16 protein-coding genes are annotated in these 15,779 nt (G+C 59.4%); 6 read left to right on the top strand and 10 right to left on the bottom strand.

Annotated elements, in window-relative coordinates:
- Positions 1-463 precede the first annotated feature (463 nt).
- Entirely contained in the window at positions 464-1,402 is a 939-nt protein-coding gene (locus tag ACWPM9_RS14650) for a DMT family transporter (protein WP_428185341.1), read from the top strand.
- A 15-nt stretch (positions 1,403-1,417) separates the two neighbouring features.
- Here the strand turns inward: ACWPM9_RS14650 and ACWPM9_RS14645 are convergent, their stop codons facing one another.
- Entirely contained in the window at positions 1,418-2,695 is a 1,278-nt protein-coding gene (locus ACWPM9_RS14645; RefSeq protein WP_428185340.1) for an MFS transporter, read from the bottom strand.
- A 371-nt stretch (positions 2,696-3,066) separates the two neighbouring features.
- On the opposite strand from ACWPM9_RS14645, the gene ACWPM9_RS14640 reads away from it, so the two are divergent.
- Positions 3,067-3,927, top strand: a complete 861-nt coding sequence (locus ACWPM9_RS14640) for a hypothetical protein (RefSeq protein ID WP_484755591.1) — start codon at positions 3,067-3,069, stop codon at positions 3,925-3,927.
- A gap of 50 nt (positions 3,928-3,977) precedes the next feature.
- Here ACWPM9_RS14640 and ACWPM9_RS14635 read toward each other — a convergent pair whose 3' ends face one another.
- The 4 genes from ACWPM9_RS14635 to ACWPM9_RS14620 form a co-directional block, all read right to left on the bottom strand.
- Positions 3,978-4,124, bottom strand: coding sequence for a hypothetical protein (locus tag ACWPM9_RS14635; RefSeq protein ID WP_428185338.1), 147 nt, complete (start codon positions 4,122-4,124; stop codon positions 3,978-3,980).
- Between the two features lie 84 nt (positions 4,125-4,208).
- On the bottom strand, positions 4,209-4,400 hold the full coding sequence (locus ACWPM9_RS14630; RefSeq protein ID WP_428185337.1) for a hypothetical protein: 192 nt from the start codon (positions 4,398-4,400) through the stop codon (positions 4,209-4,211).
- A gap of 147 nt (positions 4,401-4,547) precedes the next feature.
- Positions 4,548-5,420: a uracil-DNA glycosylase gene (locus ACWPM9_RS14625; RefSeq protein ID WP_484755590.1), complete on the bottom strand. Its 873-nt coding sequence runs from the start codon at positions 5,418-5,420 to the stop codon at positions 4,548-4,550.
- 60 nt (positions 5,421-5,480) lie between these two features.
- On the bottom strand, positions 5,481-6,773 hold the full coding sequence (locus ACWPM9_RS14620; protein ID WP_484755589.1) for an Hsp70 family protein: 1,293 nt from the start codon (positions 6,771-6,773) through the stop codon (positions 5,481-5,483).
- Positions 6,774-7,019: 246 nt separating this feature from the next.
- On the opposite strand from ACWPM9_RS14620, the gene blaOXA reads away from it, so the two are divergent.
- Positions 7,020-7,832, top strand: coding sequence for a class D beta-lactamase (gene blaOXA / locus ACWPM9_RS14615; RefSeq protein WP_484755588.1), 813 nt, complete (start codon positions 7,020-7,022; stop codon positions 7,830-7,832).
- 7 nt (positions 7,833-7,839) lie between these two features.
- On the opposite strand, the gene ACWPM9_RS14610 is transcribed toward blaOXA, so the two are convergent.
- The gene (locus ACWPM9_RS14610; protein WP_428185333.1) at positions 7,840-8,043 is read right to left on the bottom strand and encodes a hypothetical protein; all 204 of its coding nucleotides are present in this window, start codon (positions 8,041-8,043) and stop codon (positions 7,840-7,842) included.
- Positions 8,044-8,137: 94 nt separating this feature from the next.
- A complete protein-coding gene (locus ACWPM9_RS14605; protein ID WP_484755587.1) occupies positions 8,138-8,362 on the bottom strand; it encodes a hypothetical protein in 225 nt (74 codons plus the stop codon).
- A 208-nt stretch (positions 8,363-8,570) separates the two neighbouring features.
- On the opposite strand from ACWPM9_RS14605, the gene ACWPM9_RS14600 reads away from it, so the two are divergent.
- Positions 8,571-9,785: a multidrug effflux MFS transporter gene (locus ACWPM9_RS14600; RefSeq protein WP_484755586.1), complete on the top strand. Its 1,215-nt coding sequence runs from the start codon at positions 8,571-8,573 to the stop codon at positions 9,783-9,785.
- Between the two features lie 68 nt (positions 9,786-9,853).
- Here ACWPM9_RS14600 and ACWPM9_RS14595 read toward each other — a convergent pair whose 3' ends face one another.
- A complete protein-coding gene (locus ACWPM9_RS14595; RefSeq protein WP_484755585.1) occupies positions 9,854-10,642 on the bottom strand; it encodes an SDR family oxidoreductase in 789 nt (262 codons plus the stop codon).
- A 189-nt stretch (positions 10,643-10,831) separates the two neighbouring features.
- Between ACWPM9_RS14595 and ACWPM9_RS14590 the strand changes: the two genes are divergently transcribed.
- Positions 10,832-13,015 carry a methyl-accepting chemotaxis protein gene (locus ACWPM9_RS14590; RefSeq protein WP_484755584.1) on the top strand — a complete coding sequence of 728 codons (2,184 nt, stop codon included), beginning with the start codon at positions 10,832-10,834 and terminating at the stop codon, positions 13,013-13,015.
- A 133-nt stretch (positions 13,016-13,148) separates the two neighbouring features.
- Here the strand turns inward: ACWPM9_RS14590 and ACWPM9_RS14585 are convergent, their stop codons facing one another.
- A complete protein-coding gene (locus tag ACWPM9_RS14585; RefSeq protein ID WP_484755583.1) occupies positions 13,149-13,772 on the bottom strand; it encodes a pyridoxamine 5'-phosphate oxidase family protein in 624 nt (207 codons plus the stop codon).
- A 110-nt stretch (positions 13,773-13,882) separates the two neighbouring features.
- Here ACWPM9_RS14585 and ACWPM9_RS14580 point away from each other — a divergent pair, with 110 nt between their 5' ends.
- Positions 13,883-14,812, top strand: coding sequence for a LysR family transcriptional regulator (locus tag ACWPM9_RS14580; RefSeq protein ID WP_484755582.1), 930 nt, complete (start codon positions 13,883-13,885; stop codon positions 14,810-14,812).
- A 9-nt stretch (positions 14,813-14,821) separates the two neighbouring features.
- On the opposite strand, the gene ACWPM9_RS14575 is transcribed toward ACWPM9_RS14580, so the two are convergent.
- On the bottom strand, positions 14,822-15,739 hold the full coding sequence (locus ACWPM9_RS14575; protein WP_484755581.1) for a LysR substrate-binding domain-containing protein: 918 nt from the start codon (positions 15,737-15,739) through the stop codon (positions 14,822-14,824).
- Between the last annotated feature and the right edge of the window lie 40 nt (positions 15,740-15,779).

Here is a 15,779-nt window from a genome sequence, read left to right as displayed (position 1 = left end):
ATTGTTTGCTTAGGCTCTTTCGCGTTCCGACCGACCGGAGCCACGACTTTCATCGCTAAATCTGTTCCATCCAAACACAGATTTACATTAATTTCTGAACGATTGATAAAATAAGACGAGAATTGTCCCCCTGAAAAGACTTGTCTTGGCCGTTCCGGCGTTGAAAAGCGCTAAAAATTCAATGAAGCGCTGACCTTTTCTGGTTGTTTCGACGCGTATTTTACCACCAGTATAAATTGAATTGCGGCCGGCGCCGATCGCCGATCAGTCAGGGTGAAGCATCGTCATTCCCTACATTTTCGCATCGCCATGCCCCAACATTTTGCCGCGCCCGGACATTCCGATACCAATGGCTTGTCTCGTATTTGGCGACATGCCAGTTTGCCGCATCCGTCTTGCCCTGTGCGCCGATGTGTCGCTGCGGCCGGCCTGTTTCCTGTCTGCGTTTTTCTGAAAGCCCGCAATGCCCTCCGCTGAAACCGACCCGCTTCGCGGCATTCTGCTGAAGCTATCCTCGATCACCGTCTTTCTTGCCATGCAAAGCTGCATCAAACTGGCGGGGGCAGGCATTCCTCCGGGGCAGATAGCATTCTACCGATCCGCCTTTGCCATCGTACCCATCGTCATCTATCTGGGAATGCGCGGTAATTTGCGCTCCGCCTTTCACACCGACAATCCTCTGGGCCATCTGCGCCGCGGTCTGCTGGGTATTTGCGCCATGGGTTGCGGGTTTTACGGACTGGTGCTGTTGCCGCTGCCGGATGCCATCGCCATCGGCTATGCCATGCCGCTGATCGCAGTTGTCTTTGCCGCGGTCTTCCTGCGGGAAACGGTGCGGCTCTACCGCTGGACCGCGGTTGCCATCGGCATGGTCGGCGTCACCATCATTTCCTATCCGAAGCTCACTTTGTTCAGCCAGGAGGGCTTCGGCTCGACAGCTGCAATAGGCGCCATGGCTGTCTTGCTCTCGGCCGTTCTCGGTGCCGGCGCCATGATGCAGGTGCGCCAGCTTGTGCGAGAGGAAAAAACGGCAACGATCGTCTTGTACTTTTCCCTGGTCGCCTCGCTGCTGTCAGCATTGAGCTGGTTTTTCGGCTGGGCGCAACTGTCTGTCGAGGCACTGGGCCTTCTGGCACTGGCCGGCTTCTTTGGCGGTTTTGGCCAGATCCTGTTGACCGAGAGCTACCGTTTTGCCGATGTCTCGACCATTGCCCCGTTCGAATATTCGTCGATCCTGCTGGGCTCGCTGATCGCCTATGTTCTGTTTGACGAGATACCGACGATCACAACGCTTGCGGGAGCGGCAATCGTCGTCGGCGCCGGTCTCTATATCATCTACCGTGAACATCAACTCGGCCTCGAGCGGCGCGCTGCCCGACGGGCATCGACGCCACAAGGTTGAGCCGGGACGCCGGTCTTACGATCCCGCCTGACCCTGAAAAACGGGATCTGCGTCGGCGTCGCCGATGGCGCTGTTGGCGGCATTGGCCTGGTCCGTACCCAGCACGGGGATGGCCATGGCCTGGAAGTCCGCCTTGTCGGCATCGGCCACCGCTTCGGTGCGGCGTGTCATGCGCCATGCCGCATAGCCGGCATAAAGAGCAAAGGCCGTTGCCAGGAACCAGATCAGTCCCTGTGGGCCAATACTGTCCATCAGCGTACCGGCCATCAACGGCCCGGACACAGTCCCCAAGCCATAAAGGATCATGACGCCGCTGGAGATGGTCACATACTCGTCCGGATTGGCAAGGTCGTTGGCATGGGCCGCATTGAGCGCATAGATGGGATAGAGAACGCAGCCGACAAAAAAGCCGGTGACATAGAGGGGAACAGTCCCGAAGCCGGAAAAGAGTGCCATGCCGATACAGGATATGGTGCCGAAGATTCCGCAAAACACCATGACATAGCGGCGGTCGATGCGGTCGGAGATGCGGCCGATGGGGATCTGCGCAATGGCACCGCCGGCGAGGAATACAGACAGGAGTGTCGCGCCCTGGGCGGTGCTCATGCCGATGCTCTGCGAGTACACGCCGCCAAGACTGCCCCAGGTGCCGGAAACGGCACCCGCCAGCAGCGAGCCGATGAACGCGACGGGGGAACGTCGATATAGCTTGGCAAGATCGAAGCGCGCCTGGGCAATCGGGGCCGGAGATTGTGCCGTCGAAAGTGCCGTCGGAAAAAGTGCCAGCGAAAAGATCAGCCCGCACAGGATGAACAGGCCGTAGCCGCTCGGGTCGCCCAGCGGAACGACGTACTGACCACCGATCGAGCCGGTCAGGCAGGTGACCATATACACGGAATAGAGCGCGCCCCGGTTTTCGTTGGTCACCCGTTCGTTGAGCCAGCTCTCGATCACGAGATAGGCACCGGCGATGGCAAAGCCGGCAATGCCGCGGAAAAAGAACCAGGCTCGCCAGTCCACCACCAGAGCGCAGGACAGAATCGAGACGGTCAGAAGCGTGATCAGCGCGCTAAACACACGCACATGACCAACGCGGCGCACGAAAATGGGTGTCACGATGCAAGAGATCGTGAAACCCAGGGTGTAGCCGGTGGCCGTGAGCGAGATCGTAAAGGTTGACCAGCCTTCGGCGAGCGAGCGAACAGGCACGACGAAGTTCATGAGGCCGAAACCGGCCATCATCATGATTGTCGAGATCATCAAGGTGGCGACTGAGGCGAGGCTGGTAAACATTTCAAAACCATCTGCTAATAAGAATCATTACCCTGCCTCTATTTGTTTTGAGGCGGGCTGTCGATTGCGACAGAGCGTGGCGCAATGTCGAATTTGGCGTCCTCTCGTTCAATTGAACGGAATTAAGGCCCTGTAATGTTTGCGCTGCGGTGAAAAGGAGCGCACTAATTGTTCTTATTAAATTTTATAATATTGGGTTTGACCGATAGCGATGCTATGTTTCGATACGTGAGCAACCGACGCCACTAAACTTAAATTCGAAAAGAAAACAAAAATATCTGAGTGCTTAAAAATATAATGAATTGTGATTTTGGACGGCCTTTCATTCTGTCACAGGCGGACGGCACGCCCGCGAGCAGAGATGTAAGGTCATGAGTTACAGTGTTGATGAGCTGGCAACCCATCCTGGCATGCTGGGCGTTATACAATTATTGGCAAGCCAGCTTCGCGGCCAGTATGATGAGAACCCAAGACTGTCGCGCTACATGGTTTCACATCAGCGCTGGTTGATGAGTCAGGCAGCCTTTGCTTTGCATCTGGAATTCGAGGCGGGGATCAGCCAGGAAGGCCTGACGACATCGCGCCTGCGGGACATGATCACCTCGATCAATGCTGCAAGCCGCAATACGGTCTTGAACTTTCTCGACCAGCTGTTGAGCTACAAGTTCATCGCGGTCGCCACAGAATCCAACAAGCGGCCGCGCCGCTTTGAGGCAACAGAGATCACCACACAGGCCATGGCAGGGTGGGTTGGCGCCAATCTCGCCGCGCTCGATCAACTCGACAATGGCGAACGCCTGATGACATTCATGGCGCATCCGGAGATGTTGTGTCTCCTGCAGCCGCGCATTGCCCGCCAATGCATCGACAATCTGGTATGGCGCAATCCGCCGGACTGCATTGCGATGTTTCAGTGGACGGAATCCGGCGGGCTTGTGATGGATGAACTGATGTGCCGGGTCGATCCTGACAAGCGCAACGAGGAAAAGATCGACCTGGGCCGTATAGATGCCCGGTTGATCGCTGAAAATTTCATGATGTCGCGCACGCATCTGCAGCGGTTGCTGAGAAAGGCCGTGCTGGCGAATTGCCTGGAATGGCATGACGATACGCGCAAGACCCACATGTATATCAAACGCGGTTTTCTAAGCGAATATCTGGGATGGCAGGCAGAGAAGTTCGCCATCATTTCAGAGGCGTTCGAATGGTCTCTGGCGCAGGTGGAAAAATAGACCTTCGCCTGAAACCTGCGCAGTATCCCTTGATGTGTCGATGGAGATTTTTACAGAAACGCCAGCGGATGCCGCGATTTTGCCTTGGCTGAATTCTCGCGGGCAGCGCGCGACAATTCCTGTGAGGCGCTGATTGCAAGTCCGATTTCGCTGACGGTTTGCAGCAATGACTTTATGGGGCGCTCAAAAGCAGACATGTGACGGGTTCCTTGGGTGACGGGCGGTTGGCCGGCAGAGACATGGCAAGCGCTCTACAGCGCACCAGTCCTCGCGTTGCGATCTTAGACTTCACGAAAAACGGCAAAGGCGAACGCAGGACGGACAATGCGACCGATCCTGGACGTTGCGCGAGCGCTGAGTTGTTCATTGGTCGAGGATGCACCCCGGTTATAACCGCGAGCAGGTGTCGCGGGATCGCCAGCGAGACGAAGCGTCTCGAAATTGCAATGCATGGGGCGAATACGGGTTGTCACGGCTCAAGCTCCTAAAGCATCAGTTCCTCCCGATGGGCTCATTATTGCACCGCAACATCGATTCGACAATGTGCTGCAACGCGATACAGACATGCATTCCGTGCATGTCTTGCGACATACTCGCGTCATATTTGCCTAAATTTAGGGCTATTGACTTGCATTTATGCGCTGGCGAAAGACCATCAGGTCTTGCCAGGCCAAGGCTTTGCCAGCCGGTGCGGCAATGAGGTCTGTCGGATGAAGGCACGCCAGAGCCGAAACTGTGTGATTTCCGCAGGCAATGTCGCGCCACTGGCCCCGCAACGCGTGAATGGTGTCAGTACCGCCGAAGAACAGGCGGGCGGCGACATTACCCAACAGCAGGATGGTCTTCGGTTCGGCCAACTCGATCTGCCGGTCGATGAAAGGTCTGCAGATGGCGGCTTCCTGTACGGAGGGTGGCCGATCGCCGGGTGGACGCCAGGGTAGAACCGTGCTCAGCATGACGGTGTCACGGGAAAGGCCGATCGAGGCGAGCATGCGGTCGAGCAACAGGCCGGCGCGACCGGCAAAGGGCTGGCCATCGCGGTCGTCATCGCCGCCGGGAGCCCCGCCGATCACCATCACGCCGCTGGCGCCTTCACCCGTGCAGAAAATGGTCGAACGGGCGCTGGTCTTCAGGTTGCAGCCGGTAAAGCCCTCGATTGTTGTCTTCAACTCTTCGAGCGAGCGCGCGCTTTCGGCCACGAACCGGGCTTCGGTCACGGCATGTTCGTCCGGCATGGTGAGGGCGGCAGGCGCCTTGGCCGGCGCTGCATCGCGCACGGAGCGCGCTGACAGTGTGCGGCGCTCACCGTCGCCTTGCGCCGGCGCAGCGCCTTGTCCCGTCCCCGACGACAACTGCCGGGCCTGCTTCTGCTCGGCGAAAGCCGCCATCTGGTCGACGGGCTCGTCTTCCACAAGCCAATCTACTCCCGCATCGGCATAGAAATGCAAAAGCGCGGCCAGTTCGGCCGGATTCAGGTCCTGGGCAAGGTTCATGGAGGCGATCTTAGCCGATGGGGCGAGCGTGGGGAAGGGTGCTGGATCTTTACTTCACCGTTATGCCGTCCAGCGCGAAATATCCTCTTCCTCGCCGATCAGCGCCAGGCCGTGGGCAATGGAGACCAGTTCGTTGCCGGTCTCGATACGCTCAGTGCCAAAACGTTCGGTGAAGAGGCGCCGCACAGCGGGCACGAAGGATGTGCCGCCGGTCAGAAACACCTTGTCGATCGCATCAGGCTTTGTGTTGGTCGACGTCAAAACATCGTCCAGCGCGCCTTCGATCTGCGCCAGATCATCGGCAATCCAGGTTTCGAAATCCGACCGCTTGATTGCTTTCTGGCCGGCCTTTCCAAGCGGAGCAAAGTTGAACTCGGCTTCATCCTCGTGCGACAGCGCGATCTTGGCGGCCGACACCGCCTGATAGAGCGGATAACCCTCGTCGTTTTCAATCAGGTCAATGAAGAGTTCCAGCTTCTCCGGCTCCAGGCTTTGACGCACCAGCGATTGCAGGTCGGCAAACTCGCGTGAACTCTTGAACACCGACAACTGGTTCCAGCGGGAAAAGCTCAGATAATAATTGCTGGGAATATCCAGCACCTTGCCGAAGCTCTTGAACTGGCTGCCCTTGCCGATCTCCGGCGCGACCACGTGATCCACGATGCGCGCATCGAACTGGTCGCCGGCAATGCCGACACCGGAATGGCCGATCGGGCGGGCCGATAGCGTGCCTGCCTTGCGCTCGAAACGGATAAGCGAGTAGTCGGTGGTGCCGCCGCCGAAATCGGCCACCAGCACGGTGGCGTCATGGGTCAGCTTCTGGGCGAAGTAGAAGGCTGCCGCCACCGGCTCGTAGACATAGTGGATTTCACCGAAACCAAGGCGCGTCAGGGCTTCGTTGTAGCGCGTGAGCGCAAGCTGAGGATCGGGGCTTGCGCCGGCAAAATGGACGGGTCGGCCTGCGACGATCCGACCGCTGCCAGCCGGCCATCCGTCACCGGCATAAGCCTCGAGTCGCTTTAAAAATACCTCCATCAGGTCTTCCATCTGGAAGCGGCGCGCATGCACCAGTGTGCCCTGAAACAGCGGCGATGCGGCAAAGGTCTTGATCGACTGCAGGAAGCGGCATTCGCCGGGATTGTCGATGAACTGACGGATGGCCGCCTGTCCGGCCTCCACCTTCAGCGCCCGTCCGCCAAGCTGGCGATCCTTCATGAAACCGAGCGCCGTGCGCATGGTGTCGGATGTGCCGGCTGGCGATTGAAACGTGACCGAATGTGTGGTCGATGCACTGTCTGCCATTGCCAGAACAGTGTTCGTCGTGCCGAAATCTAGCCCCAGCGCCTTGGCCATCGCCGTCGCTCCCAGAATATCTGATTGTTGAATGCCGAAACCGGATGTGCCCGGACGCGAAAACGGGGCACGTGGATGCGCACCCCTGACAGGGCGGCTAGATCGCATGCCTGTGCATGTCTTGCAAGGGTGTGGTCGGTGCAGCCTCATGGCCGCGTTCATTTTTATGCCCGATTGAATGCCTATCGGCAGAGCCTACCTTGTCCGTCAGGGCAGTGTGCTACGGTCAAACTGGGGATTTCGAACATGGCTGCAAAAGCAATTGCGCTGAACATCATTCTGGCAGCGTTATCTCTCGCTCCCTCGGGCCGTCAGGCTTTCGCCGACGACCCCATCCGCTGCACCATCCTCATGGACGTCGACAGTGGCGTAACACGTCTTCGAGAGGGGACCTGCGATCGGCCGGTCTATCCTATGTCGACGTTCAAACTGCCGCTGGCGGTGATGGGCTACGATGCCGGTATTCTGGTCGATGCCAAAACCCCGCTGTGGTCCTATCAGGCAAGCTTCGACCGGCCCAAGCGTGAACGCAAGGCAACCGATCCGACCATATGGGAGCGCGATTCCATCGTCTGGTACTCGCAGGAAGTCACGCGCCGACTGGGCAAGGCAGCGTTTGAGAGCTATGTCCGGCGACTTGATTATGGCAATCGGGATGTCTCCAGCGGCCCGGGCAAACTGGATGGTTTGACGGGGGCATGGCTTATGGCCTCGCTGAAGATATCGCCGGACCAACAGGTCGACTTCGTCAGGCGCCTGCTGAAGGGGGAATTGCCGGTGTCAGCAGAAGCGGTTGAGAATACCCGCGCCATCATGCCCGTTTTTAAGGCCGGCAATGGCTGGGAGATCCAAGGCAAGACCGGCAGCGGTTGGCTGAGAAACACCGCCGGCAAGATCGACCGGGCGCGACCGCTGGGCTGGTTTGTCGGTTGGGCGCAAAAAGACGGGCAAGAAATTGCCTTCGCGCGTCTCTTTATCGACACGGTACCGCATGCTGACCCCATCAGTTTGACCACTCGCGATAGCCTGATTGCCGATTTTGCCGGGTTGATGCCGTAACGGCGCTTTAGCGCCGCAAACGCCGCCCCATCAAAAGCAGCACCGCGCCGACGAAGGCGAGCACGGCGCCATTGATGATCCAGGGTGTCTGGTCGATCATGAAGCTCGCCGCCGGATAGGGGAAAATACCCGATCCCTGTGCCATCCACAAAAGGCCCATCAGGATGGCAAGGGCGCCGATGACCGTGAGCGCGATGCGAGCGACTTTCATAAGCAGTCTCCTGGGAGCAAAGAGGAGTGATCCGGCATTTATGCAAGGCTGTCGAAATCGAAGGCCGTCTTTGGTGTCGGGAAGCCTCAAACCATCAATGCGGTCTGGTGCCCGCGTCGCGCATCAGCCGGCGTGTTGCCACAAGCACGATCAGTCCGAAGGTTGCGACCAGCGCGCCATTGATGATCCACACACTGTCGCTGGAGATGAAGCCCGTGCCGGGCAGATGGATCGCGCCCGTTCCATGGCCCACCCACAAAAGCCCGACGATGAAAACAATAGCGCTGATGACCGTGAGGCCAAGTTTGATCTGTCCCATGCCACTCCTCCGTGAGCTGTTTGAGCGAGTATATCGCGGCCCTTTTGCAAGGCCAGCGGAAAATGCGACATCCCGCCGCAGCCTTCATGCCCCATGACCGCAGCCCGCTGCGCCGCTCCAAAGCTTTGTGCATTGGCCAGATGTCTCTCGATCTCAGCCGTAAAGCTGATAAAGCGGAAGCATAGTCCTCTTTTATTGCGCAAGATCCATGACATCTCCCATCCAGTTTCGCGAGCGCATTGCTCTTTACGCACTTTTGACCTCGCTCACCTCGCTCAGTATCGACGCGCTGTTGCCCGGCTTGCGTCAGATCGGCGATGAACTCGGCGTCGCGCCGCCGCTTTCCACCCAGTACGTCATCTCGCTCTTCATCTTCGGCATGGCCTTCGGGGAACTGCTTCTGGGGCCCTTGTCCGATGCGGTGGGGCGGAAGAAGGCGCTTGTGCTCGGCCTTTGCATTTATGCCGCCGGAACGATCGTCGCCATGCTGGCGGGGTCGCTGGACATGGTGATTCTGGGGCGGTTTCTGCAGGGCGTCGGTGTGTCCGGGCCGAAGATCGCGACGCGTGCCATGATCCGCGATCAGTTCGAAGGCGATGCCATGGCCCGCGTCATGTCGCTCATGTTCTCGCTGTTCATCCTGGTGCCGATGCTCGCACCTGCTCTGGCGCAGGGTGTGATCGCGCTTGCCGGCTGGCGGGCGGTCTTTGCCATCTATCTTGGGGTGGCACTGCTGCTGGGGATCTGGCTTGTCCTGCGTCAGCCGGAAACGCTTCCCGCACACAAACGCATAGGATTCCGGCCGAAGCTGCTGTTTAGGAACGCCCTGCGCATCCTGTCGAAGCGTCGTGTCGCCTTTTTGATCCTTGCCACCGGTCTCATCTTCGGAGCGCAGCTTCTCTATCTGAGCACGGCGGCCGATCTGTTCTTCGACGCCTATGGCATCCAGGAAACCTTCCCGCTCTATTTTGCCATTCTCGCCACGTCGATCGGCCTGGCATCCTATCTCAATTCAAGACTGGTCGAGCGTTTCGGCATGGATGGCATGGTGCGCACGGCATTGATGGCTTTGGCAACGGTCGGCCTTGGGATGCTGGTCGCCTGCCTGTTCCGGGATAGGCACCTGCCGCTCACCGTGCTGATGATCTTCGGCTTTCTCGCCTTCTTTGCCATCGGCATCCTGTTTGGCAATCTCAACGCCATGACCATGCGCTCGCTCGGCCAGGTTGCGGGGCTCGGTGCATCGCTGATTGCCTCGGGCTCAAGCCTCGTTGCCACGCTCTTTGCCGTCGCACTCGGTTACGCCTATGACGGCACCGCCACGAATCTTGCAGCCGGTTTTGTCATCGCCGGCATCGGCGCACTGGCTCTTTCGCATCTGGCGGCCCGGGGGGATGCCACGCCTGTCGAGGCGGCACGATAGGCGATTGTCACATTTGCGGGGCTTGAGGGCCGCAGGGCAGGGTGAGGAACGCCCTGCAGCCCAAAAAGTCAGTTCGACTTCGATGCGCCGCCGTCGACGCGCACCATGGTGCCTGTCACATAGGCCGCAGGTTCCGAGCACAGGAAGGTTGCAACCGCGGCAAATTCCTCGACCTTGCCGAGGCGGCCTGCCGGAATGGATTTGATGGAAGCGGTGCGGATCTCGTCCAGGGACTTGCCGGATCGCTTGGCATTGGCGCCGTCCAGCTCGTCGATACGGTCTGTGTGAATGCGACCGGGCAGGATCATGTTGGACGTCACGCCATAAGAAGCGATTTCCGAAGACAGCGTCTTGTTCCAGCCGACCAGTGCGCCGCGCAGCGTGTTGGAGAGTGCAAGATTCGGGATCGGTTCTAACACGCCGGACGAGGCGACCGTCAGGATGCGGCCATAGCCCTGGGTCTTCATGAGCGGCAGCAGCGTATTGGTGAGCGTGATCACCCGCACCACCATCGACTGGAAGAAATTGTAGAGCTTTTCGGCATCCATGTCTTCGGCAGTGCCCGGCGTCGGTCCGCCGGTATTGTTGACCAGGATGTCGATGCCGCCGAGCTTGTCGTGAACGGCATGGGCGATCTGCTCGACGAAACCGGCATCGGAGATGTCTGCTTCGACGAAATCGGCCTTGCCCTTGCCGCCCGCATTGATGGCGTCGGCATTGGCCTTCAGCTTGTCGGTCGAGCGACCGCACATCAACACATGCGCACCTTCATCGGCCAGAGCCTTGGCAATACCGGCGCCAAGGCCGCGCGAGGAGGCAAGCACGAGCGCGCGCTTGCCGGAAAGACCGAGATCCATGGTGAACTCCTTCGTGAGTTTTGTGTCTGTTGGCGTGATCTATAGAGATCCGGCAGGCGAAGCAAAAGCCCCGATCCCGATAGCGGCGATCGCTGACACACAAGCTTCATATCCGTTTCACCGATCATTAAACAAAACAAACTTATAAAATGGCGAACTGCTTAATTACCTTCCACATTAGGGATTCGCATGAACACTTCATTCCGGACTGTTTCGGCAAAGCTGGTGCTGGTCACCGGTGCTGCGATTGGTGCCATTCTGATTGGTTTTACCACGTTCAACGCCTGGAGTGCCAAAGAGCAGACCAAGGCTTCCGTCATGGCGCTTGCGGAAGAAAAAGCATCGTCTGCGGCCCAGGAAGTGGCCGTCGATATCGCCCAGGCAACATCGGCAGGTGCAACGCTTGCTGGCAGCCTTTCCGGCTTCATTGCCGAGGGCTCGCGTAGCCGCGCCGATGTCGTAGCCATGATCAAGACAATCGGTCCACAGTATCCAAGCGTCTACGGCGCATGGATGTGCGAGTTGATCGGTCAGCCGGGTGCAAAGCAACTGACAGGCACCGAAGGCCTGAACCCGGAAGGCATATTCACGCCCTACTGGACCAAGGATGATAACGGCAATGTCGAGTTCTCGACCTGGACGATCAATCCGGAAGACGAATATTATGCCCTGCCGCTGAAGACCGGCAAAGCCACCATCACCTCGCCCTATCTGACCAACCTGAAGAAGCTCGTCACATCTGTGAGTGTGCCAATCCGCGTCGATGGGGAAATTGTCGGTCTTGCCGGGGTCGACATCAAACTTGACGATCTGACCAGCAAGCTTGGCGCCATGCAGCCCTTCGAGGGCGGCCATGTCATGCTTCTCGCCAATAACGGCAACTGGCTGGCCAATCCTGACAAGAACCTGCTGATGACGGATTATGCCGACAAGGGCGCCGATCGGGTGAAGCAGGCACTGGCTGACGGCAAGATCCAGGTCATCGACGATATGCCCAATGGTGTGGTTCGTCTCGTTTATCCGTTCACCGCACCGGGCATGAACACCACCTGGGCAGCCGTCATCGACGTTCCCGGTGCAGTCTTCACCGCCCCGGTCTGGGCGCAGGTGACCAACACCGTCATCGGCGGCCTGATCATTCTGCTTGTCGCACTTTGCGTGATCCAGCTTGCCTCGCGCTCGATCATCGGTCGGCCGCTGTCGGCGATCCTTGGTGGCGTCAACAAGATGAGCCAGGGCAATTATTCCCAGCCAATCGCCAATGCCGACCGCAACGACGAACTTGGCACGCTGGCAACGGCTCTCGAAGCGTTCCGCCACGATCTGGCCACTGGCGAGACAGCCAAGGCGGAGCAGGAAGCCTTGCAACAGCGTGTCGCCAGCGAACGCGAACGGCAGGCCGGCATCGATAACGCCAAGGCCGAAGATCTGCGCAAATTCGTGATGGCCGTTCAGACCGGCTTTGATGCGCTTGCCAGCGGCGATCTGACCGTGCGCATGAACGAGAGCGTTGCGCCGGAATTCGAGCCGATCCGCAGCAACTTCAATGCCTCTGTGACATCGCTTCAGGAGGCCATCAATGGCGTGGTGCATTCCGTATCGACCATTCGCTCGGGCCTGAGCGAAATCTCCTCGGCATCGAACGATCTCGCACGCCGCACCGAACAGCAGGCGGCCTCGCTGGAAGAAACCGTTGCCTCCCTTGGCGATGTCACCCGCGGCGTCAACGATACCGCCGAAGGTGCCGGTCGCGCCCAGGCAACCGCGCAGACAGCGCGCGACAATGCGGCAAAGGGCGGAAGCATCGTCGCCAGTGCCATTTCCGCCATGACGGAAATCCAGGGTTCTTCGGCAAAGATCGGCAATATCATCGGCGTGATCGACGAGATTGCCTTCCAGACCAATCTTCTGGCGCTCAATGCAGGCGTCGAGGCGGCCCGCGCAGGCGAAGCCGGCAAGGGTTTTGCGGTTGTCGCCCAGGAAGTGCGCGAACTGGCCCAGCGTTCTGCCAACGCTGCCAAGGAGATCAAGGCACTGATTTCCACATCGTCGGCCCAGGTCGATACCGGCGTCCAGCTGGTCAGCGACTCAGGCACGTCGCTGGAAGAAATCGTGGCCCAGGTTGCCGCCATGAGCAGCACCGTGTCCGAAATCGCCATCAGCGCACGCGATCAGGCCAACAGCCTGCGCGAGGTGTCTTCCGCCGCCGACCAGATGGACAAGGTCACCCAGCAGAATGCCGCCATGGTGGAGCAGACGACAGCCGCTGCCCAGAGCCTGTCGCAGGAAACGGAAAACCTCGCCATCATGGTCCAGCGCTTCAAGACAGTCAGCGCAAGCGGCCAGACCCAGCGCTACGCAATGGCAAGCTGAGCGGGCAAGTCCGTCTGCCGGTCCATGTAGGCCCTTTCGAATATCCATATCGCGCCGCTTGTGAGTAACCCTCACGGCGGCGCGATGTCGTTTCTGGCAGCAGGTTGGTGCAGCCGGTGGCGACGCAGTCGGGTCAGCGCCGTCCTGCAAGTTCTGCCCTGAGCGCCGCATTTTCCGCTTCAAGCTCTGCGATCCGCTCGCGCAACTGCGTCGCCGCTGCCGTGAATTCCTCTGCCGTCAGGCGCGGTGCGATATGCTGCGGGCAGTTCCAGTCGAATGCTTCCAGTGTCAATTTGAACAGCCGCTCCGGCCGCCCCTTATAGCCTGGATCGACCACTTGCGCGGTAAAGTCCGGGTCGTCGTCGAGCGACAATGCCTGTGCACGGGCAAAGATCTTCATCCGCGCCCGCATGCCGTAATCGACGAGGATCAGCGCCACGCGGTCATCGGCGGCGATATTGCCAAGGCTGATATACTGCCTGTTGCCGCGGTAGTCGGCAAAACCCAGTCTCCTGTCGTCAAGGACCTTGAGAAAGCCCGTCGGGCCGCCCCGGTGCTGGACATAGGGCCAGCCTGTCTCCGAGACGCTGGCCATGTAAAAGCTGTCGCGCTGTTGGATGAATGCGGTCTCGTTGGGACCGAAACGATCGAACGCGCGATCGCCGCCGAAATTTTCCCAGAGCTGGGCCGCGTTATTCTCAGCCTGTGCGGCACGCACGCTGGGCGTGACGGCAATATCGAGAAATCCATAGGTCATAATCATCGCCCTTTCGCGCATCGGGTTGCGATAGCGAGATACTACCGGCTTTCGATTTTCGGGATAATCACGTATATCTGATAATATTAATCTCGAAAAATGAGAGAGTAATGGATCGACTGGAAGCCATGTCCGTACTGGTTGCTGCGGTGGAAACGGGCAGTCTGACCGCAGCGGGAAAGCGGCTCAACATGCCGTTGCCCACCGTGAGCCGGAAGCTCGGGGAATTGGAAGAGCATCTGGGCACACGCCTCGTTGCCCGCACCACCCGAAGCCTGTCTTTGACGGATGCCGGTGCCGGTTACTATGCCGCCTGCATTCGTATTCTGGGCGAGGTCGGCGAGGCAGAGCGCAAGGCATCCGGCGAACAGAGTGAACCAAAGGGCGAGCTGGTCATCACGGCACCGATTGTCTTTGGCCGTCTCCATATGCTGCCCGTCGTCACGGCTTTTCTCGATCTTTATCCCGAAATCGATATCCGGCTTTTGCTCTCCGATCGCAATGCGCAGCTCATGGAGGATCAGATCGATCTGGCGCTCCGCATCGGCACCTTGCCGGACAGCTCGATGGTCGCGACGCGTGTCGGGGAGGTGCGTCATGTGGTTTGCGCCAGCCCCGCATTTATCGCTCAAACGGGCATGCCGCAGACGCCGCCTGACCTTGCGCACCTGCCGTGCGTTACCTTCGACATGGCGGCTGCGCGCAGCCCGTGGATATTTCGCAATGGCCAAGGTGGAAACGGTCAGATGGTGGAGGTCAATGCAAGACTGTGTGTGAACACGGCCGAAGCGGCGATCGATGCCGCGGCGGCTGGGACCGGCTTGACACGCGTCCTGTCCTATCAGGTTGCCGATGCGGTGGCAGATCGCCGTCTTCAGATTGTGCTCGAGGATTTCGAGCCGCCGGGTCTCCCGGTCACCCTGCTGCATCAGGGGCAGGGCGCCTTGCCGATGAAGCTGCGCCGCTTCATGGATTTCGCCATACCCGAACTGCGCAACCGGCTGTCGAACGGCGCTACGCCCGCATCGGAAAAGGCGTAGTTCCGCCAGTCAATGCGGCCCGGCAACTTCCGTCCGCAGCCAGGCGATGAAAACAGTCGCTTCCGCCGTCGTGCGCTGCCGCCCTTCGGGCGTCACCAGATAATGCGCCTCCTTGAGCGGCAGCGTGCTGTCGAGTGCCTTCACCAGCTGGCCGCGCTCCAGATAGGGAGCGGCAAAATCCTGCTGCACGATAGCCGGGCCAACGCCTGCGGTCGCAAGCTCCAGGGCCGCCATCGTGGTGTCGACATTGACACCGGACAGGCGCGGCAGCGCTATACCGAGAGATCCGGCCAGTCTCTGCCACATATCCTCATAACCGGTCACATGGATGAGCGGACGGCGCGCCGTCAGGCGCACCAGCCTGTCGTCGTCTTCGCCCTGTTCCAGCGCATCGGCACGACAGACTGCAATGGCGTCCGACGTCATCAAGCATTCGACGGCATATCCCGGCCAGTTGCCGTCGCCATAGCGCAGATCGACGTCGACCGGCTCCTCGTAATGGGTCTGCGCCCAGACCACCGAGGCGACCCGGATGGAGATATCGGGGAAGCGCTCGGTGAAGCGTTTCAGGCGCGGCGCAAGCCACAGTGCCACAAAGGATGTCGGTGCCCTCAGCGTGAGGGTCCTGTTGCCCACGGGGCCGAACAACCCGTCCGTTGCCGAGGCCAGATCCTCGAACGAACGTCGCACCGGCGGCAGATAGGCAGCGCCGATCTCGGTGAGTTTCAAACTGCGCGGCAGCCGCTCGAACAGAAGAAAGCCCAGATGCCGCTCAAGGCTGCGCACCTGATGGCTGACGGCCGCCTGTGTGAGATTAAGCTCTGCTGCCGCCTTGGTAAAACTGGAATGTCTGGCCGTCGCCTCGAAGGCGCGAAGCCAGGCAAGCGGCGGCAGGCGATACGTGGATGCGGCATTGGTCTCGGTCATGGCTTCGGCCCGGTTCGATGCGATGCAGACCACATCTTGC

Source organism: Agrobacterium sp. H141, assembly GCF_057158725.1.
Note: the sequence above shows the minus strand (reverse complement) of the source record. Positions and strands in the feature narration are given on the sequence as shown.